The organism is Methanosarcina sp. KYL-1 (assembly GCF_024372725.1).
In the GTDB taxonomy this organism is placed as follows: domain Archaea; phylum Halobacteriota; class Methanosarcinia; order Methanosarcinales; family Methanosarcinaceae; genus Methanosarcina.
Genome location: NZ_VOUA01000018.1, coordinates 13,557 through 33,472, shown reverse-complemented (window position 1 = coordinate 33,472; position 19,916 = coordinate 13,557). Strand labels below are relative to the sequence as shown.

At 49.3% G+C, this 19,916-nt stretch carries 20 protein-coding genes; 10 read left to right on the top strand and 10 right to left on the bottom strand.

Annotated elements, in window-relative coordinates; all coding sequences use genetic code 11:
- The first annotated feature begins 31 nt into the window (after positions 1–31).
- Entirely contained in the window at positions 32–1,921 is a 1,890-nt protein-coding gene (locus tag FTO70_RS12130; RefSeq protein ID WP_255336023.1) for a PQQ-like beta-propeller repeat protein, read from the top strand.
- Positions 1,922–2,091: 170 nt separating this feature from the next.
- Here FTO70_RS12130 and truD read toward each other — a convergent pair whose 3' ends face one another.
- From truD to nifS, 7 genes are all read right to left on the bottom strand, one after another.
- A complete protein-coding gene (truD, locus tag FTO70_RS12125) occupies positions 2,092–3,408 on the bottom strand; it encodes a tRNA pseudouridine(13) synthase TruD (protein ID WP_255336022.1) in 1,317 nt (438 codons plus the stop codon).
- A gap of 102 nt (positions 3,409–3,510) precedes the next feature.
- On the bottom strand, positions 3,511–4,764 hold the full coding sequence (locus FTO70_RS12120) for a transglutaminase family protein (RefSeq protein WP_255336021.1): 1,254 nt from the start codon (positions 4,762–4,764) through the stop codon (positions 3,511–3,513).
- A 327-nt stretch (positions 4,765–5,091) separates the two neighbouring features.
- Positions 5,092–5,439, bottom strand: coding sequence for a peptidyl-tRNA hydrolase Pth2 (gene pth2, locus FTO70_RS12115; RefSeq protein WP_255336020.1), 348 nt, complete (start codon positions 5,437–5,439; stop codon positions 5,092–5,094).
- 114 nt (positions 5,440–5,553) lie between these two features.
- Complete coding sequence (gene mptN, locus FTO70_RS12110; protein WP_255336019.1) at positions 5,554–6,570, bottom strand: tetrahydromethanopterin:alpha-L-glutamate ligase; 1,017 nt, start codon at positions 6,568–6,570, stop codon at positions 5,554–5,556.
- 391 nt (positions 6,571–6,961) lie between these two features.
- Positions 6,962–7,183 (bottom strand): hypothetical protein, encoded by a 222-nt coding sequence (locus tag FTO70_RS12105; RefSeq protein ID WP_255336018.1) that lies wholly within the window; start codon positions 7,181–7,183, stop codon positions 6,962–6,964.
- Positions 7,149–7,547, bottom strand: a complete 399-nt coding sequence (nifU, locus tag FTO70_RS12100) for a Fe-S cluster assembly scaffold protein NifU (protein ID WP_255336017.1) — start codon at positions 7,545–7,547, stop codon at positions 7,149–7,151. Before nifU ends, FTO70_RS12105 begins: the two co-directional genes overlap by 35 nt.
- Before the next feature lie 49 nt (positions 7,548–7,596).
- Entirely contained in the window at positions 7,597–8,781 is a 1,185-nt protein-coding gene (nifS, locus tag FTO70_RS12095) for a cysteine desulfurase NifS (RefSeq protein ID WP_255336016.1), read from the bottom strand.
- A gap of 252 nt (positions 8,782–9,033) precedes the next feature.
- Here nifS and FTO70_RS12090 point away from each other — a divergent pair, with 252 nt between their 5' ends.
- Both FTO70_RS12090 and FTO70_RS12085 read left to right on the top strand, forming a co-directional pair.
- Positions 9,034–9,486, top strand: coding sequence for a CidA/LrgA family protein (locus tag FTO70_RS12090; protein ID WP_255336015.1), 453 nt, complete (start codon positions 9,034–9,036; stop codon positions 9,484–9,486).
- Position 9,487: 1 nt separating this feature from the next.
- Positions 9,488–10,264, top strand: a complete 777-nt coding sequence (locus FTO70_RS12085) for an LrgB family protein (protein ID WP_255336014.1) — start codon at positions 9,488–9,490, stop codon at positions 10,262–10,264.
- A gap of 873 nt (positions 10,265–11,137) precedes the next feature.
- Here FTO70_RS12085 and FTO70_RS12080 read toward each other — a convergent pair.
- Positions 11,138–11,542 carry an FxsA family protein gene (locus tag FTO70_RS12080; RefSeq protein WP_255336013.1) on the bottom strand — a complete coding sequence of 135 codons (405 nt, stop codon included), beginning with the start codon at positions 11,540–11,542 and terminating at the stop codon, positions 11,138–11,140.
- Between the two features lie 211 nt (positions 11,543–11,753).
- Complete coding sequence (locus FTO70_RS12075) at positions 11,754–12,557, bottom strand: sulfite exporter TauE/SafE family protein (protein WP_255336012.1); 804 nt, start codon at positions 12,555–12,557, stop codon at positions 11,754–11,756.
- Between the two features lie 203 nt (positions 12,558–12,760).
- Between FTO70_RS12075 and FTO70_RS12070 the strand changes: the two genes are divergently transcribed.
- From FTO70_RS12070 to FTO70_RS12050, 5 genes are all read left to right on the top strand, one after another.
- Positions 12,761–13,453, top strand: a complete 693-nt coding sequence (locus FTO70_RS12070) for an aspartate/glutamate racemase family protein (RefSeq protein ID WP_255336011.1) — start codon at positions 12,761–12,763, stop codon at positions 13,451–13,453.
- A gap of 157 nt (positions 13,454–13,610) precedes the next feature.
- The gene (locus tag FTO70_RS12065) at positions 13,611–13,841 is read left to right on the top strand and encodes a hypothetical protein (protein ID WP_255336010.1); all 231 of its coding nucleotides are present in this window, start codon (positions 13,611–13,613) and stop codon (positions 13,839–13,841) included.
- 219 nt (positions 13,842–14,060) lie between these two features.
- Positions 14,061–15,239: a tetratricopeptide repeat protein gene (locus FTO70_RS12060; RefSeq protein WP_255336009.1), complete on the top strand. Its 1,179-nt coding sequence runs from the start codon at positions 14,061–14,063 to the stop codon at positions 15,237–15,239.
- 528 nt (positions 15,240–15,767) lie between these two features.
- Positions 15,768–15,992 carry a hypothetical protein gene (locus FTO70_RS12055; RefSeq protein ID WP_255336008.1) on the top strand — a complete coding sequence of 75 codons (225 nt, stop codon included), beginning with the start codon at positions 15,768–15,770 and terminating at the stop codon, positions 15,990–15,992.
- A gap of 24 nt (positions 15,993–16,016) precedes the next feature.
- Positions 16,017–16,955 (top strand): tetratricopeptide repeat protein, encoded by a 939-nt coding sequence (locus FTO70_RS12050; RefSeq protein ID WP_255336007.1) that lies wholly within the window; start codon positions 16,017–16,019, stop codon positions 16,953–16,955.
- A 250-nt stretch (positions 16,956–17,205) separates the two neighbouring features.
- Here the strand turns inward: FTO70_RS12050 and FTO70_RS12045 are convergent, their stop codons facing one another.
- Positions 17,206–18,018 carry a metallophosphoesterase gene (locus FTO70_RS12045; RefSeq protein ID WP_255336006.1) on the bottom strand — a complete coding sequence of 271 codons (813 nt, stop codon included), beginning with the start codon at positions 18,016–18,018 and terminating at the stop codon, positions 17,206–17,208.
- Positions 18,019–18,270: 252 nt separating this feature from the next.
- Here FTO70_RS12045 and FTO70_RS12040 point away from each other — a divergent pair, with 252 nt between their 5' ends.
- Both FTO70_RS12040 and FTO70_RS12035 read left to right on the top strand, forming a co-directional pair.
- Positions 18,271–18,660 carry a hypothetical protein gene (locus tag FTO70_RS12040; RefSeq protein ID WP_255336005.1) on the top strand — a complete coding sequence of 130 codons (390 nt, stop codon included), beginning with the start codon at positions 18,271–18,273 and terminating at the stop codon, positions 18,658–18,660.
- A gap of 155 nt (positions 18,661–18,815) precedes the next feature.
- Complete coding sequence (locus FTO70_RS12035; RefSeq protein ID WP_255336004.1) at positions 18,816–19,868, top strand: tetratricopeptide repeat protein; 1,053 nt, start codon at positions 18,816–18,818, stop codon at positions 19,866–19,868.
- Positions 19,869–19,916: the final 48 nt, after the last annotated feature.

The following is a 19,916-nucleotide window of genomic DNA, read 5'->3' as shown; positions in this document are numbered from 1 at the left end:
TTAAAAGTCTTGAAGTCTTTCGATGAATCATATGGTGAAAAATTTACTCTGTCCTGCGCTTCTCTTATTTGCTTTTTTATTTGCTTCCATTTCAGGAGTTTCAGCGTCTGAAATAGTTCTTGACGCTGAACACCACCATCCTGGGGATGATTTTAAAGAAGAATTGACCCCTCATGATCCGGAAGGTCTGGTTTATATGACAACTTTCAACCTGGACCCTCTGGCAGACATAAGATACGCTGAATTCACGGTGACAGTCAAAAGCGTTGTTCCGGAGCCGAGAGACGAATTTTTAGATAAAGTGTACCTCAACGAGATAAAAATCGGGAATCTTAATGCCTACATCCCTGAAAATACTTCTGATTCTGCTGCAGTGGACATTTTAATTCCGTTTCATCCTACTTTTTTCAATCCCGGGAACAACACCATAAAAATCATTGCCGGGAATGATTCGGACGGCAGCAATTACGACGACTTTGAGTTTTACAACCTCACGCTCCACCTGAGCGAAATCGAACCCGTAACCCTGGATCCACCTTTAAAAGTTGCCTGGACCTATGAATTGCCCTGGAAGCTTAGGTCCGGTATGCAGTCCTGGGTAAACCTTGTTGCGGACGGTGTCCTTTACCTTAGTGAAGGGGCCTTCGGAGAGAATGGGATTATAGCCATGGATGCGGAAACGGGTGAACCACTCTGGAGTAAGGAATGGAGCGCTGACCTCGGGTATAAGGATGGGGTTTTGTTTGCCGTGCACTATCCAAATATTGATGCACTGGATGCAAAAACCGGTGAATTGTTATGGAGTAAAAAATATCGGGATGTCGGGTGGAGTACTCCTATTATTTTTGGAAATACATTGTTTGTCAGCACGCCTTACGACAGGTATGTAGCTGCCATTGATACTGAAAACGGGGCTTTGAGATGGGACTATGAATTTAACAGAACAGACTTTGAAACTGAAGGAAGGAGCGATTATTATCTGGGAGATCCCGTTGTGAATGGAAACGTCGTGGTATTCGGATACCATGCTTTGCATACCATCTATACCGACCCCATCACGAGAGAATCCGGTGAGCCGGAGCCTGAACTGGAAGAGCCTGTAGTAATGAAGGGTTTAATTGCACTCGATACAAAAACAGGAAAAGAGGTATGGGAATACACGCAATCAGAAGAGTATTCCCCATTTTACCCTTTCCTTTGCAAAGACCTGGTCTGTATCTATGTAGGCGAGGGGGACATTATCGCATTGTCCCTTGAGTCGGGAGAGGAAGTCTGGAAAACAAATGTAGGTAGCTGGGCGAACATCGTCGAATTAAAACATGATAAAATATTTGTTAATTCCGATAGGCCTGTCATATTAGATGCTAAATCAGGAGAAATTTTAAAAGAGTATCCTGATTCCACTGTGAGTTTTTCCTCATCTATGATTACCGATAAATTCGTATATTCTACGGATCTGAACAAAATACAGGTTTTTGATTCCACTACAGGGGAAACTGTATGGAGCAGCAGCAGAATAAAAGGATACGAGGTATCGCATCCAGCACTTTACAAAGACAAATTGTATCTGATTTCAAGTGAGGGAACGCTGTATGCTTTTGAGCACGGGGAGGAAGGTATTTTCTTTACAAAGGGTCTCGAAAACTCTGCTACTTTTTATTTCCCTCCGATTGCCATCGCTGCAATGCTCATTCTGCTGGCAGTACTCCTGAGAAAAAGCAATAACAAAGCCCTTGTCTCTGGCTCCTGGCTGCTAGCTTTGGTGGGAGTTCTTTTGCTTTCTCTTAGAGCCGTTGACCCGTATTTTAGAGGGGGAGAAGTGTTTGGGATACCGGCTCATCTGGTATTCGGGTTCCTGCTTGTAATCTTTTTGTTTGGCATTGCATTTCTTGTTTCTGGGATCCGGAAGAGTGGGAAATGAAGGAGAAACGGAATAATATAGAGATATGAAAAAATAATTTTTCTGTGATGAAAAGCCGCTCACCTGCGTCGAGCGTTGGTGAGCCCGGGTCCGGGAAGTCGTCGGCTTCCCGGGGTAAAATTAAAAAAAGAGAACTCCGGGAAAGGAGTGCTTTGTAAATTCAGCTCATTTTAGCTCATCTGCAGCGGATCCACTTTCATGTATTCCCTAAGCACCGTTGTAGCATAACTCCCCTTGGGCAGCATGAACTCAAGCACAGCCTTTGATTTTCCGGGGTTCAGTTCATCTTCCGAGACCTCAAACTTCGGCTCCACCTGCAGGAGGATTTCCCTGCGGGTGCCTTTCGAGCTCATTTCCGGGATTTCTTCGATGTTGAAGCCTTCGAGGGGGACTTTGAATTCTTCGAGGACTTCCTGCTCGATTTCTCCGGGGATGCCGGATGCAAATTCGGTTTTGAAGCCCGGGAGGGGGGCGGTTATGAAGGCCCGTCCGCGCTTTATAAGGCGGTTCATGGCGCTTACGGTTTCGGAGGTAACCTTTTCGGTTTTTGAGGAATCCGGGAGGCCGGCTTCGTTCCTGAAACATACCACGTCTCCGTCCACTGCCTGGTTTAAGGGGAGGCCGCGTTCGATCCGGCGGCAGAGGATTATGTTATAGATGTAGGACTGGTAGGCGTGTACGAACATCCTGTAGAGGTTTTTCGGGAGGACCAGGAATGAGCCTGCAAAGTCATCCGGGTTTGCTATCAGGTGGTTCATCATTGCCCGTTCGTGGCCCAGGCGGAGGGGGTAGGTCTTGAGGCCTTCCTTGAAGTCGCGGGTCTCTTTTACGAACTGGCGGGCTTTCTTTGTTTCCTCGGGCTCTTCAGGGAATGGTTCGGCGATGTACATCATAGAAGCTTTTTCAAAGCTGCCTTCTACGATGGCTTTTCCTACAAGGTGGGTAACAGGCCTGACTGCTCCGAAGCGCTGGACCCCGAAGAAGTTGGGGACCCCGCCGGCTGTCAGGATCTCTTCCGTGGCTTTTGCGAGGAGGGCTTTTGTCTCGGGCACAGGGGTATCGATGTTTCGGATAGTGATTATGAATTCGTTTCCTGTAAGGTCTCCGAGTTCCACGGATTTTTTGGAGCGGCCCAGGACTTTCAGTTCGATGTCCTTTAAGCGGACCCTTTCGATTTCGGAGGCATCCAGGTCGAAGATGCTGATTTTCTGGGTGGTAAGGGCCCGCTTGTCCTTTGTGCCTGCAACTCCGATCCGCTTCTGGCTGATCTGCAGGATTTTGGCAAGGGAGCGGGTGAAATGGTGGGTGTCCCAGTCCCGCTTGGTGATTTCGAGGATAAGGTACTTTCCTTCCTTTCCTTCCTCTCTGTTCGTGATTTCTTTTACGATGAAATCCTCCACTTCCTGGCGGAGCTGCCCGCCAAGGCCTTCGGTATCCGTGGAGTAAAGGCTGATTCCTATCTGTTTTTCAATCTCAGGAACTTCCATTAGCTACAAGCACTCCTTTGTAAGGTTTTAATTTCCTTTTTTTTCAGGTTTTAATTTCCTTTTTTCTTTCAGGTTTTTTTCAGGGCTTTTTCTTTCGGGGATTTACAAAGCTGCCCCTGCGCTGATGTCAATTACTTTTACTTCGCTTGTATTCACGAAGGTCCAGCTCCTGTATGTTTCGCTGTTCCCTTCAGCCTGGACTTTCGTCGGGGCCGTTGTTCCGGGGAGACCTCCTGCATAGAAGCTGGAGGTCGGGTCGAGCATCAGCCAGGAACCGTATTCGTCAGTGAGGTAATACACGTCCACATTGCCGTAGTAGGCCCTGACTCCTTCTATTGCAGCTTCAGTTGCCGCGGTCCCGTTGCCTATATACACTGCGGCAAAGGCGTGGGTATCGGTAAGGTAGATCCGGGTCGTGCCCCCTACGGCTTCAAGCAGAGAGGAGAGCAGGATTGCCTGGTCTTCACAGTCTCCGGCTCCTATTTTCAGGGTGGCATTTGCAGGCTCCCAGACGTCACTGCCTCTGGGGTCGTTTATGTACTCGATTTCCTTGCTGACCTTATCAAAGAGAGCGCAGACCTGGTAGATGTTGTAGGCCCCGGGGTGGGTCCGGGCCACTTCGGCTGCCTTTTCCCTTACTGTGGGTTCGGAGGGTTCTACTAACCGGTTTAAGGTCTCAAAGAAATAAGAGGGATTGTACCTGTAGGGGGAAGATGTCTTTTCGGGCATGGGCTTGAGGTCCGCAGTGAATTCTTCCATGAACTGGGGCTCGTATTCATGCCATTTCCCTTCCGAAGTGCTGGCAAGCATCCAGAGTACAATGCTGAGCTTTGCGGTTTCTTCCCCTTCGGGCATCTGGGCTGTGACCACTCCAAGGCACTGTTCTTCTCCCGGGGCAAGCAGGGCTCCACAGTCTTCGGAATATATCAGGTTTTCCGAGGCGTTGACCGAAAGCCCGAACCTGTCAATGAATATGGGGTTATTGCCTTCGTTTTTTATGGTGACTTTCACGTAACTCACTCCTCCCTGGAAAAATTCCGCAGTCTGGTATTTGCTGCTCAGGGAAAAGCCGGGGTTGCGTGGGGTCCTCAGGACCGGGGTGTCCTCATTTTCCAGAGGGGAATATGCCGGGACAGCCGGGGCGGTAAAAGAAGCCGGGTCAGGAGTAAAAACCGGTTCGGGACTTTCGGCTTCCAGTTTTGAGCCGAGGAACCCCTTGATCCCACCTTTTATCCCGTCCCCAAACTCCGAGATCGAGTCCGAAAACAACACTCCTGCCGTAGCCAGCACGGCACATATACATAAAACAGCAACAATCGAGGCTGCGGTTTTGCCTGATATCCTGATGTCTTTCATGGGTGCCCTCCTGAAAATAGGATAATTCGGAACCTTTGCCATGCCGGCGAATAAGCCGGGACTGATAAGTGACTGATAAACCGGGACTGATAAGCTTGCCGGACAAGTTGAATCGCTAAGCTTGATTGCCAGGATAGATGGCTAAGCCGATAGGTAGCTAACCGATAGGAGTCGGAAAACCTGATTCTCTCCTCTTATCGGCTTTAGTCCAATTTCACTGGTCTGCTTCAGTCTGATTTTCACTGGTGCCGGTCCCTTCCGGTTCCGGCTTCTTCCGGCTTCTTCCGGCTCCGGCTCCTTTCAACCGGATTTCCAGCCTTCCGGCTCTTAAAGAAGTTTCAGGTCCCGCGTAATCTTATCAATAAGCTCTTCCTTTGCCGGCCCGATCCCAAGTACGGTAACGGTCCCGGGGGGGATTTCCGTAAGCCCCGCGTCCTGGATCAGGGCTGTAGGGAGCCCTTCCCGTCTTGCTTTTTCTTTAAGCGCGTAAAGGTCCTGCAGGGTGGGAACTTTAAGGACAACTTTTTTCTGCCCGCCTTCCTTCCACTTTTCAAGGTCGCTCTTGCTTGCCCACTCCGCCGCAGAAACCGCAGCATGGGCCACCTGTACCGCAAATTTGCCTTTTGAAAGTTTCAGGTCATCCCTGCTAACTATGCACTGTTTATATTCACTCATCCTTTGCCTCGGGCCTATTCAAGGTCAACCTATATCTTAAATGTTTTCTGTAATGTTTTTGAGGTTCTTATGACATATTTGTGATATGTATGTCCGGCATCCTTTATAGGCGTTTCATAAAATATTTTTTATGTAATCAATGATGTGTTCGGCCGGATTTATTCCCCATGCATCGAAAATCCCTTTTCCTGAGGGGGTCCCGTTGACCTCGAGGATTTTAGGGCCCGGGTTTATGCTGCTGGCTACCTTCTCGCTTTTTTCTCCTGAATTTCCGGCAGAACTTTCTATAATATCAACGCCTGCAAACACCGCTCCGATGGCCAGGGCCGCCTTTTCTGCAATGGCTTTCTGCTCTTCTGTCAGCACGCAGCGGTCTGCGCTTCCGCCCTGGCTCAGGTTGTTTACCCAGGAGCCCGGAGCAGCTTTCCTGTAAATGGCTCCTACGGCAGTCCCGCCCACGACAAAGGCCCTTATATCCCGGCCAGGGTTCTTGATAAACTCCTGGATGTAAAGCATCCCCCTTTCTTCGAGCAGCTTTTCCAGCGTCTCTTCAACGGATGCAGGTTCGCTTTTCCTATCCGAAAACAGGACTTCTCCGGCTTTTACCCTCACGATGTCTTTTCCCTTGTACCCGAAGACCGGTTTTATTACGGCGTCTCCGAACCGTGAAATTACCTTCATGGCCGCCTCTGCACTCTGCACGGCGATGGTTTCTGGCATGGGAAGCCCGGCTTTTGCCACAAGGTAGGAGGCGTGGTACTTGTTTGCAGCGCTCTGGATGGCTTCAGGGGAGTTGACGACGAGGACTCCTTCGGCTTCCAGCTCCCGCAGGATGTCGAACCTGAAAGAAACCCCTTCCAGGGTCCCGGCTCCCACGTCTCGCACGATCACGGCGTCAAGGTCGGAGAGACAGGTGTCCCCTGTTTTAAAAGCAATTTTTGAGCCGGCATTTATAGAGCCGGAAGATATTGAGCTAGCAACCACCGGGCCGGCAGTTTCCGTGTTTATGGTGACCTCTGCGGCCCTGAGGTCGAGAACAAGAGGGGAAAAGCCTTTTTCCTTCGCCGCAGCAATTAGTGCCCGGGCTGTCCAGTCTTCCGGGTCTGTAATTATGATCCCTATTTTTTTCATAGGGTATGATCTGGTATTTTCCTGATTAAGTTAACGATAAGCTTCTGCAGGTTTTTAGGTCTCAAGCGGGCTTTTTGAGTTCTTTTGGTCCCGTTCTATTGCCCTTCTCTTAGCTTTTAGAACAAAATTCGTTAGCCGAATAAAACCCTTTATGTTGCCTGATGATATTCTACCTGTGTGCATAGCCATGAGGAGCAGAAGTAAACCCACCGGATATGTGAGTTTGAACATTTTCCTCCAGAAAAGCAAGGGTTGACTTTGGTACCGTTCTTTCCAGATTTCCCAGTTTCATCAACCTTTGCTTAAAAACAGTTTTTGACAGCTCTTAACTTAATATTCCTTAAAAACTCTCTCTGTGCGGCTTTTCGGGTTTTTGGGCCGGACTCAGTTTTCAGGGTCTTCTCCTGCTCCTTTCTCTCTCTGTTTCTTTCTCTGTTTCTTTCTCTGTTTCTTTCTCTGTTTCTCTCTCTGTTTCTTTCTCTGTTTCTTTCTCTGTTTCTCTCTCTGTTTCTCTCTCTGTTTCTCTCTCTGTTTCTCTCTCTGTTTCTTTCTCTGTTTCTCTCTCCTTCCTTCTTTCTTTACGGATTGGGTAGTTTCTCCTCCAGCGGCTCAAGCCCCTGCTTTTTGCGGTATTCGTTGATTGCCATGTGGATTGCTTCCCTGGATACCACCGAACACTCCAGCTTTCCCGGTGGCAGGCCTCCCAGGGCTTCGCCCACAGCCTCATTCGTCAGGTCCCAGGCTTCCTCCAGGGTCATGCCTTTGATCAGTTCCGTTGCCATGCTGCTGGACGCGATTGCAGCTGCACAGCCGAAGGTCTTGAACCTTACGTCCTCGATCCTGTTGTCCTTTATTTTAAGGAAGATCTTCATGAAATCCCCGTGGGGGTTTCCGGCTTCTCCCACGCCGTCGGCGTCTTCTATCTCTCCCACGTTTCGCGGGTTCATGAAATGGTCCATCACTGTCTTGTTGTACACGAAATTTCCCCCTGTATCCCATTCAGGCCTGCATACATCAGGCCATGTATTACGTTCCGGCTGCCGGTTTGTAGAACGGGGACATTGCCCGCAGCTTTTCAACGATTCCCGGCAGCACCTCAAGCACATAATCGACATCCTCTTCGGAATCTGCGTCCCCCAGGGTCAGGCGGAGGGACCCCTGGGCGATTTTCGGGGGCAGCCCTATTGCCCGGAGGACGTGCGAGGGTTCGGAAGAGCCCGAAGAACAGGCACTGCCAGTGGAGCAGCAGACTCCCAGCTGGTCGAGCATGAGCAGCAAAGATTCCCCTTCGATGTACTCGAAGCTGAAGTTCAGGTTTCCGGGCAGGCGCTTTTCCGGGTGCCCGTTCAGCCTGCAGTGCGGGATTTCCAGGACCCCGTCCTTCAGGCGGTCCCGCATCTTCCTGATCTTTTCATTGTGTGCCTCGATATTTGCAGTTGCAAGCTCGATTGCCTTTCCCATCCCCACGATGCCTGCAACGTTTTCGGTCCCGGCGCGCCGTCCCCTCTCCTGCCCGCCCCCATGCATGTAATTGTCAATTTCCGTCCCTTCCCGGATGTAGAGGGCTCCCACCCCTTTTGGCCCGTAGAACTTGTGCGAGGATAAGGAGAGCATGTCAATGTCTTTGTGCTTTCCCTGCATGTCCAGGGGGATTTTCCCTATCACCTGCACGGCATCGGTGTGGAAGGGGACCCCGTGCTCCTTCGCAATTTTCCCTATCTCCGGGACAGGCTCAAGGGTCCCTATCTCGTTGTTGGCGTACATGACCGAGATCAGGGTGGTATCTTCCCTGATTGCGGCTTCCACGTCCGCAGGGTCAACAAGCCCGTACCTGTCCACCAGCAGGTAGGTCACCTCAAAGCCCTTCGTTTCCAGGTACTCACAGGGGTAGAGCACGGCGTGGTGCTCTATCGGCGTTGTGATAATATGATTTCCCCGCTCCTGCCTGGCAAGGGCTGTCCCTTTTACCGCCCAGTTGTCGGACTCCGTTCCCCCCGAGGTAAAGTAGACCTCCTCGGGTTTTGCACCCAGCGCCTTTGCAAGCTGTTCCCTTGCACTTTCCACGGCTTCCTTAGCTTCCCTTCCTATGGAGTACAGGGACGAAGGGTTCCCGAAATGTTCTTTCAAAAAAGGCATCATAGCTTCAGCCACTTCAGGTTTTGTGAAGGTGGTGGCTGCATGGTCCATGTAAACGAATCGCTTCTCTCCCATCAAAACCCCCATGAAAAATAGGAGTTTGCGCGATATGAATGTATTGTTTTATCCTGTATCGGTCAGCCTCCCGTATCGTCTCTCCAGCCTCTGTATCATCTCTAGCCCCCGTCTCTACCGTTATATCTAGCTTCTTCTCCAGCCTCTGTATCGGTTCTCGCTTACTTTATACTAAATTTTCAAACTTCCGGATAAGTATATATACCCCAATTCTGCTAGTCAACCTCCAGCCAAGCATAGGAAGAATAAGTTTTGCTAAAAGAATTTTCAATCATACTGAGTATATATTTCCTGGGTGAACTGTTACAGAAAACCTTCAGCCTGCCAGTCCCTGGCAACGTCATAGGGATGCTGCTTCTTTTCTTCGGCCTGTATGCAGGCATAATCAAACTCGAGATGATAGGGAAAGTCAGCGATTTTTTGCTTGATAACCTGGCTTTTTTCTTCCTTCCAGCGGGGGTCAGCCTGATTACCTGTTTTGCCCTGCTTGAAGGGAAGTGGACTGAAATTCTCGAAATTTCCGTGCTTTCAACAGTGATTATCCTGGCTGTAACCGGGCTCACCGTGCAGCTTGTAAAGAAGTTCCTCGGGAGGAAGACAGAGGGTGCTGAATCCCGCGAGGAAAGTGAAAGCAAGGTTGTCCCGGGCACTATCAGCTCGATAAAAACGCAGGCATCTGAGCTTAAGGTTGAGCAGGTGAACTGAGATGCAGGTAAATTTCCTTGATGTTTTCCTTGATGTTTTCCTTGATGGTTTTCTTAATAATTTCCTTAATAATTTCCTTAATGAATTCATTTCAACCCCCCTCTTCGGGATTCTGGTTTCCCTGATCGCGTTCCAGATAGGCACCATCCTGTACAGGAAGACCCGGGTCTCAGCCTTAAACCCCCTGCTTGTGGGTTGCGTGCTTGTAATTCTCTTCCTGCTGTACGTCGGGATCGATTTTGAGACCTACAACCGCGGCGGGGACTACATCTCCTTTTTCCTCGGGCCTGCAACCGTCGTCCTTGCCGTCCCCCTCTACAAGAAAATCCAGCTCCTGAAAAGCGACGCCCTCCCGATCCTTGCCGGCATAGTCGCAGGCAGCACCGCAGGCATGGCAAGCATCCTTGCCCTCTCAAGCCTCTTCGGGCTCGATGAAGCCCTGAGCATCTCCCTTGTCCCCAAGTCCGTCACAACCCCCATAGGCATGGAAATCTCAAGGCAGCTCGGCGGCATGCCCGCAGTAACCGTGGCAGCAATCGTGATCACGGGAATAATCGGAGCTGTCCTCGGCCCCTTCATCTGCCGCTGCTTCCATATAAAAGACAAAGTTGCAGTCGGCGTTGCCATCGGAACCGCTTCCCACGCCCTCGGGACCACCAAAGCCATAGAACTCGGGGAAACCGAAGGGGCAATGAGCGGCCTTGCAATCGGGATCGCAGGGCTTATTACGGTTTTCCTGGCACCGCTTCTGATTTACATATTCGGGCTTCTTTTCTGAAGCCCGAATTTCGCTTCGGGATCACAGAAAATTGGAGATTTTCTGGGAGTTGCGATGCAATCGCAACAGCACGGTGTCCGTTTCGCTCGCCCGAGTTCCGCTTCGGGAGCACGGGGTCCGTTTCGCTCGCCCGAGTTCCGCTTCGGGAGCACGGGGTCCGTTTCGCTCGCCCGAGTTCCGCTTCGGGAGCACGGGGTCCGTTTCGCTCGCGTTGCTCGCTCAAGCGGACTAAAACCACATTTCCAAGTCTTACTTTTTATAGAGTACCGGCGCTCTCACCGGCCGACGAAGGAGGCCGGCCTTTTCCAGAAAGTGTATTTGCAAACTAAAAAATATGTTCCAGGGACCTTTAATTTTAATTTGCGCAGTTTAAGGTGTCTCACAATGGCCTCTAAAGATCATTTGCATGATTATAATGTATATCCAAAAGACTGTATAAGGGCATCCTGATGACTTAAAAGTATACCCTAATAACTGTTTAATACTACTATTCATGGCAAAAAGAAAAGACGGCTGGCTGAACTGAAGTGTTCAGTAAAAAATATTTGGCTTTAATTTGGAATCCACGCACCAGAACACAAGCCAGACCGGTCTTATTTTAAGTCTTTACTTATATATTTTTATGAAAAAGCCGGCCGCTTCGCTGCGCTCGCGCCCGGTGAGAGTCCGGGGTTTTGCGAAGCGACAGTCCCCTCCTGTTAAAACCCTTTCTTTCCTGCAAACTTAAACGGTTTTGAGGTCGAACGCACTGACTACTTCCCATACGGCCAGGTCAGATCAGGCGGCCTGGAGAAATACGGGTTTACAGGGCAGGGAAAAAAGAAAAGTAAAATGTAAAAAGCAAAAAAGTAAAGGTGTCTCCCTTTACAGGCTTCACCTGAAATTCGTGTACATCCGCATCTGCATATCTCCCCTCTCAATCTTTTTCCGGAGCATTTCTTTTGCAAGGCCCACGTAGATTTCCCGGACCTGGGGGATGAGCATGGAAAGCCCGATGGCGTCGGTCAGGAAGCCGGGGGTAAGGAGGGCAAAGCCGCCGATCAGTACGAAGAGGCCGTGAAGGAGTTCGTTTCCGGGCATGTAGCCCTGGTTCGTTGCTTCCTGGATTTTGCGGAGTACGAGGAAGCCCTGGCTTTTTGCAAGGTAAGCGCCGAGGCTTGCGGTTATGAAGATTACAAGCACGGTATTGAAGGCACCGATTATGCCCCCGATCTTGATGAGGAGGTAGAGTTCCACAAGGGGGATAATCAGGAACAGAGAAAAGAGTTGAATAAACATGGGTGGTCAGTTTTTTGGGTTCTTTGTTTGTTTCAAGGGGTTTTTAAGCATTCTTAAGTGGTCTTAAGCAGTTTTAAACAGTTTTAAACAGTCATAATCAGTCTTAAGAGCATTATGAAGTTTCAAGTGGTTTCAAGCAGTCTCTTTAAAATTTTGACTGCTATTGAGTTATTGTCCTGTCCTTCTATATTGGCTTTTTGGAGTTTTTCCGTTAAAAAAGGGTAAAGGCCCTTATATATATCAACAGGCTGACACCTATAAGCAGGCTTCCAGTATACAGTTTCATGCCCTGTACCGACAGTTTTCTTGCAACCGCCGGCCCTATCTGCCCGCCCAGGATAACTCCGGGGGCAACCCAGAGCATTACGTCAAAGATCATTTCTTTTTGGTCGGCAAGGACTGAAATGAAGTCCGGGGTCAGGCGGAAGAGGAGGGCAATAAAGTTAACAATAAAGATTATGGGGACCGTGGAGCCCACGGCTTCCGCAGGAGACTTTATTTCTTTATGTTCCATGATGCAGGGCGTTATCAGTTTGCCCAGCCCGGTTGCGATGAGCCCTTTCAGGAAGCCGGCAACGGCAGCGCGTTTCCAGCAGATGTGGTCGCGGGTTGCGAGTTTTTCCTGGAATTTTCCCCTGCGGTAAAGCCAGTAACGGTATACGAGGTAGCTTCCGTATATGAGGATAAAACTTGCAAACAGGAGTAAAAGTATCCCTTCCGGGGCAAAGGGGACCAGCAGGGCCCCGAATACAGCTGCAGGAATTGTAATTTTCAGGTATTCTTTCACTATGGGCCAGTTGATGGTTTTCTGTTTCAGGTTCCTGAGCGTCCCAGAACCGAATCCGAAGATCATGGTTAAAAGCCCGAGCCAGAAAGCTGTTTTGGTATCAATGCCAAGCCATATAATATAGACCGGGATCCAGAAATTCGTGCCTGAGATGCCTGCGGACATCGCAAGGATGGCAATAATGACAGCTACGGGAAAGAGAAAGAAATAGGTCAGGCAGTCAGGCATGGGAATCTTCTTTTTCCTGCGCTGGAATCCTTTATATAATTTCCTTAAACAATTAGAAGTGTTTATCGTCAGGTATTCTCTGACTGCTGCCTAAGTACATTCCGATAACTTTCAGATATTCCCACATGTGACTGTTTCAGTCATTCCAATACCTTTTATGGTCATTCTGGTAACTATCCTTTAGCTATCAAGGAGTTCTCTAAATGAAAATGATAGGACTTATCGGCGGGATGAGCTGGGAATCTTCCCTCGAATATTACAGGCTCATCAATGAAGCGGTAAAAGAAAGGCTTGGCGGGCTGCACTCCGCAAAGTGCGTCCTCTATTCGGTCGATTTCGGGGATATCGAGAAAATGCTGGCCGGCGGGGACTGGGCAGGGCTGGAAGCCTGCCTGGGCGAGGCCGGGCTTTCCCTGAAGGGCTCGGGAGCGGATTTCCTGCTCATCTGCACGAACACCATGCATAAGCTTGCGGAAAAGGTGGAGGAAAGAGCCGGCATCCCGTTGCTGCACATTGCGGATGCGGCAGCGGCTGAAATTCGGGCAGCAGGGCTCAAAAAGGTCGGGCTGCTGGGGACGAAGTTCACAATGGAAGAAGCCTTTTACAGGAAGCGGCTTGAAGAAAGGTTCGGGATCGAGGTGCTCATCCCCGGGGCAGGAGACAGGGACTTCATAAACAGCGTGATTTTCAATGAGCTCTGCCTGGGCGTAAAAAACGAAGCTTCCAGGGCGAGGTTCAGGGAAATAATCGGAAATCTGGTTTCCGGGGGTGCCGAAGGCATCGTCCTGGGCTGCACCGAAATCCCGCTTCTGGTCGGGCAGGAAGATGCGAAAGTTCCTCTTTTTGATACGACAAAGCTTCATGCGCTTGCAGCTGTGGAATTCGCCCTTAAATGATCGCCTTTTTTCGGTTTTCCTCAGAAAACTAAAAACCGAAAATTAAACAAATAGAAGAAATTAACTTAAGGGAACTCAATGAAAACTCGATGAAAAATCAAAAGATGCAAAGAATACGCAAAAATCCACTAAATGAAAAACGAGTGGTGTAAATGTTATGAACACAGACAAAAAAGAACAGCAGTCCCCTGGAAGATGGATGGCTCCGGGAATCGGAATTGGAGCTACGCTGGGGATCCTTTTGGGAAGTTTCATTCTCGGCCCAGCTGCAGGCTCCCAGACAACCGGGGTGGTTCTCGGCATGTCAATGGGTGCAGGTGTAGGGCTGGTTATGGGATTGGCACTGGGCTCCAGGCAGAATCCGGGGCCTGAAGGTAAGCAGAAATGAACTCCTCCCGCTGTTCTGACTTTTCTGTTCTGACTTTTCTGTTCTGACTTTTCTGTTCTGACTTTTCTGTTCTTGAGGATATTTTCTGAATGAGCCGTTTTCAGGACAACTTTTTTGAAAACCCTTTCCCTGAATCCGAATTATATAATAAAGTATTTATTGGCTGAAAACAGTGAATAAATAAGGAGGAAGCTGAAGCTTTTTCCCAGGGAATTATTTTTGGGAGAATTGATTTTTATGGACCTGGACATGATCAATAAACTCGTTTTTGATGTTGTGGAATCGGTCAGGAAAAATGAGGAAGAACCCGGTGCCGGGCTTGAGTTTGCAGTCCAGTTTTCAAGGAAAAACGGGATTTCTCCCGATTATCTCCTGAACATCGCAAAGATATGCGACTCAAAGGGGATGTTCAGGGAAGAGTACGTGTTCATTAAGGCCTGCGCCCTCATGGGCGAAGGGGAGCAGCAGGTTGAAGCTTATTTCCTTTCTGGAGTGATTGCTTATTTCATGGGGATGAAGGAAACAGCTCTTCAGGAATTTGATGAAGCCCTGAACCTTGACCCCGGGCACGTCAATTCCCTCTGCAACCAGGGGATAGTCCTTGCAGAGCTGGGGCGGAAACTTGAAGCCGAGGAGCAGTACAGGCGGGCACTTGAACTTGAGCCGGAGAATGTCAGTACCCACTGCAACTACGGCAACCTCTTTTTCGAGCTAGGGAAACTGCAGGACGCGGAACGTGAGTTTGAGACCGTGCTCGAGCTGGACCCCGGGAACGCAAACACCCGCTGCAACTATGCAAACCTCCTGGTGGAACTTGACAGGAGAGAGGAGGCTGAAGAGCAGTTCGGAAAGGCACTAGAACAGGTTCCGGAGCATGTGGCAGCCAACTATAATTATGCCAATTTCCTCAAGCAGGAAGGAAGGTTTGAGGAAGCCGAAATGCATTATAAAGAGGTTCTGGAGGTAAGCCCGGGCCATATAAGTGCCCTCTGCAACTATGGCAACCTGCTCTCGGAATCCGGCCGGACCGAAGAGGCGGAAATGCAGTACAGGCTTATTCTAAGGCTGAAACCCGATGATGCGGATGCCAGGGCCAACTACGGGCAGCTCCTTTTTGATGTCGGGCGTTATCACGAAGCAGAAATTCAGTACAAAGAGAACCTGGAAATGGACCCCTGCCATGTCCCTACGCTCTGCAACTACGGCAACCTGTTGAAACGGCTCGGGATGTTCCGGCAGGCCGAAGCCATGTACCGGGAAGCCCTTGAACAGGACCCCGAAGACGTTAATACCCGCTACAACTACAGCCTGCTCCTTTTCAAGCTCGAGCGCTTTGATGAGGCAAAGAAGCACTATATTAAGGCCATATCCTCGGATTCTTCGCCTGTTCTCTTTTAACCCCCAACTTCCAACTCCCAAACTTCTTTCAACTTTTCTTTTTTGTTCGATTTCGTTTTGCATGGTGTCCTTTTTTTAATTCCCTTTTTGCCGGGTATTTTTTCCATATTATCCCTTGATTTTTTTTTCCTTATTATCCTTTGATTTTTCCTGTATTATCCCTTGATTTTCATGTAGCCTGCTTTCCCGGTTAATTCCCCGGACACTGGCTTTATTCCTCATGCCAGGTTGTCCCGGCGGTAAACAAGATTCGATTCTCAGTCAGGAACTTCAAAATGTGGGGGTCACTGCTCTCAAATTCAGCCAACTGTTTCACTTTGGGGTGCAAAGGGAAAGGATGTTATACGATGATTCTAATCTTATATCGACTACTGTGCAAACTATTCCAGCACTAATATATTTAGGGCAGGCTCAAATATATTTTGATAATACCTAAGCATATTTAGAGCTCAATTAAACATTTTGCAAGTGTTGTACTGACACCTTAAACCTCTACCCCCCCAAAACCCTTGATGAGGTGCCGGATACATGGATTTCGACATGATTGATGAATTTGTATCTACCGTTATTGAAAAAATCGACCCCGACCAGAGAAACCTTTGTTTTGCAGTTAATTTTACTCTTGAACTGTCAGAAGAACGATCTATCCCCCCCAAACTTTTGCTTGACCTTGCAGATGCCTGTAGAAAACAGAAAATGCCCCTGGAAGAGTACGTGTTTGCAAAAGCCTGCACCCGGCTTGCTTCAGGCTAGCTCAGGGAAAGTGCCCAGTTTGCAGTGGGCACCGCTGCTCACATAATGGGTTTTCCCCTTGAAGCCGAGGCAAGCTACACGGAGGTTCTAACCAAAAACCCGAAAAATGCAGATGCCCGCTGCTCCTATGCCGATCTCCTTATGGAACTTGGAAAAATCCATGAAGCTGAAAGGGAGTATCAGGCGGTGCTTGATTCCGAATCCGGGCATTTAAGGGCGAATTCCGGGTATGCATGCCTTTTAGTCGAGTTCGGGCGCATAAGGGAAGCCGAAGAGCTTTATTCCAGGGTCCTTGCCGCCAATCCCGAGTATGTCCCTGCCAGAGGCGGGTATGCAAACCTGCTCTTTGAGCTCGGAAGGCTTCGGGATGCAGAGAAAGAATACAGCCTTGCACTTGAGCTGGACCCCGAGGACCCCGTCCTTCACCACAACTATGGCGTCTTGCTTTCTTTCCTGGGGCGCGCTTCAGCAGCGGAGGGCGAATATAGAAAAGCTCTTTCCCTGAACCCGAAACACAGGCGGACCCGGTTCAACTACGGGAATCTCCTTGCCAGGGAAGGCAGGGCCTCGGAAGCCGAAGAGCAGTATATGGAAGCCCTTGCCCTGGACGAAAACGATGCAAAGACCCATTGCAACTACGCAAACCTCCTTGCCCGTTTCGGACGGAGGCATGAAGCTGAACTTGAATACAAAAAGGCCCTCAGCCTGGACCCGGAAAGTCCCGAGGGGCATTACAGCTACGGCAACCTTCTTGTGGAAATCGGGCGCTTTTTAGAAGCCGAAGACGAATACCGGAAGGCCCTGGAACTTAACCCTTATTATCCCCCTCTCCATTACAGCTACGGCCTACTTCTCAGGAAAATGAGGCGGTTTGAGGAGTCCAAGAAGCAGTACATGAAGGCTATGAAGCTGGACCCTGATATAAAGAACAAAATGACTGAAACCTGGATTATCCTTGACTGAGGAAGCTAAGGTAAACATTTTGGCATTATCCGGCAAAACAGGTTCTATCAGGGAAAACCGGGGCTTTCCAGTTTTTCCCGGGGAAAAGTAGTGTTCAATCCCGTTAGTGCACAATCCCGTTATATCAGGGGAAACCGGGACTTTTCAGGTTTTCCCGGGGAGAAGTAGTGTACAATCCCTTTAGTGTACAATCCCTTTAGTGTACAATCCCGTTACTGTACAACCTTAGTGCGCAATCTAGTTAATTCCTTTAATCCTGCTGGCTCCCGAAGAAAAAGAGCTTAAGTTCCTCTTTCTCGAAGAGGGCAAATGCCCCTGCATTTCCTAGCCCAACGTAGTCAGGGCAGGAGAAGAGGGAGAGCAGTTTTCCTTCGAACCACCACCTGTACCCGTTCCCGAGCGCGGTGTGGGCTCTTACGATTCTTTTAAGGCCGTTTGCCTCTAAAAAGCCGTCCACAACGTCGGGCCCGAATTCTTTTACCGTGTCGCCTCTTGTCGAAGTGCTCATCCCGGGTTTTTCCGAGGGGTCGTTCCAGAGGTAGGGAAAGGCTCCTTCTTTTGTGATATTTTCAATACTTTCAACACCGTTTACCCCCCCATGCACGCAGAAAGTGTGGCCGGAAAGGACGGCTGCAACAGGCATTTTTTCGTACGTGCGGCTGACCCTCAGCAGAAAACCGGGGTTGGAGCCTATTTCCTCAAAAAAACCGTAGTAGAGGTTCATCTCAATTGTTTCGTGGTTGCCCCGCAGCAGGAATATATTCCCCGGGTCTTTGAGTTTCAACTGAAAAAGTCTTACCAGGACTTCGGTGCCCTTGGGTCCCCGGTCCACATAGTCTCCTAAAAATAGCAGGGTTTTACAGCCCGTTTCGTCTCTCATTTTAAGTATGAATTCAAGGGCTTCCAGGTTGCCGTGGATGTCTCCTACAAGCATGACAGGTTCCTTATCGATGCGGAGCACGGCAGGCTCGGAGTCAAAGACGGAGTCAATTTCCGGCAGGAGGGAGCTAAGCGCCTCTTTTGCTGCGGTTTTGTCTGGAAATTCTTCTGAGATCTGGACCACCTCGGGGAAAACCTGTTTTTAAACAGTAATTTGAGCTTTAAATCGATAAACGTTTCTGATTTCCGGGCATAAGGAGAAGTTTAAACCGGATTCCCGCATATATGCTTGCAGAAAAAAAGGCGTTGATGGTATTTTTTATAAGGGCATGAATGGCATTTTTCATGGGGTTGAAAGGTGTTTTGCATAGGGATAAATGCTACTTTTAACTCTAATTTATAAAGTAAATTCCAAAATTTTCAGGAGGGTGGGTGAATGGAAATTGAAATCAATGAGAAGAACCCGGAAGAAATGGACCTTGCCGATGTGGTGCTTGAGTATGAGGAGCTGGTCTCTGCGATAACTCTGATGGAGAAGCGGAGGGAGGAACTCAGGAAGCATATCCTGGATATCTGCAGGGAAAAAGACATCGACGTGCTGAGGATAGGGAACGTTGAGCTCAGGAGGCAGAAGGCGGAATGGAAACTCTGGCACCTTAACAGGTTGAAACCCTATCTTATGGAACGGGAACTCTGGGACATGGTGGAATCGGTTGACAGGAAAGCGCTTAGCGACCTGCTTGAGAGGGGGATCCTGGCCGAGGAAGAGCTTGAAGGCATGTACGACGTCGAGACTAGGTACAGTTTGCGTGTAAAGAAGGATTGAAATTACCCAAAGGATTGATATTGCCCCTGGCATGTGAAATTTCATTTTAATCTTTTGTGTTTCTTCGTTTCGTCCCGTAAAAATAAAAATAGCTAATTATTTATATCGAGCCGGATACATTTACTTTAGAGGGAAATTTTCGGAGGTTTTTCGGCATGGAGATAGATGCTGTCGATGAGCTTGTGTTTCACATAATCGAACAGGTTGAATCGGATGAAGATGACCTCGATGACGCAGTGGAGTTTGTTATTGCTTTTTCCGGAGATAATTCGGTTTACCCGGGGACCCTGCTGAAACTTGCCTCAATCTTTGACACTAAAAAAATGTATAAGGAAAAATATGTGTTTTCCAGGGCCTGTGCCCTGCTGGCTTTTGGGAATCTGCGGGAAGATGCTTTTCTCCTGGCAGGGAAAACCGCCTCTGACCTGAGGCTTGGAGAACTTGCAGCCAGGGAATTCGAAGAGGTGCTTGAGGCAAACCCGGAACATATTGAGGCGCTCTGCGGCTACGGGGCTGTCCTTTCCGAATTCGGGAAACTGGAGGCTGCAAGGATACAGTATGAAAGGGCCCTTGAGCTTAACCCCTTCCATCCGGACACGCTTTGCAATTACGGCTGCCTGCTTCAACGGCTCAAAAAAACGGACGAGTCCGAAGAAGCGTACAGGAAAGCCCTGGTCCTTGACTCACGGCACGTGAATGCCCACTGCAGGTACGGGATCCTGCTTTTCAAACGCGGGCAAAAAGTCGAGGCGAATTACCATTTCATAAGGGCCCTCGAACTGGACCCGAAGCATGTGGAATCTAATTTCCACTACGCCCGGCTCCTGGAAGCAAACGGGGAACCCCTGGAAGCTGAGACCTATTATATAGAAGCCCTCAAGGCTGACCCTGAAAATCCGAAGCTTCACCTCTACTACGCCCGCCTCCTTGCCGAAAACGGGATCGTCCACGGGGCTCAGGCACACTTCCGCTATAATTTTAAATTAAATCCGAGGGATGTTGAGGCCCGCTGTGAGTATGCCCGGCTGCTTGCTAGGTTCGGGCACAGGCACGAAGCCGAAGTCCAGTACAAAAGAGCCCTTAAACTGGACCCCCGACACCTGGGGACCCTCTGCGGGTACGGTGACCTGTTAAAAGAGAAAGGCCAGTACGCGGAAGCCGAAGAAATGTACCGGCAGGCCCACGTTTTTCAGAGGAATTACAGGTAATTCCATTTCAGGACAGATAATTCCCTTCCAGGACAGATAATTCTTCAT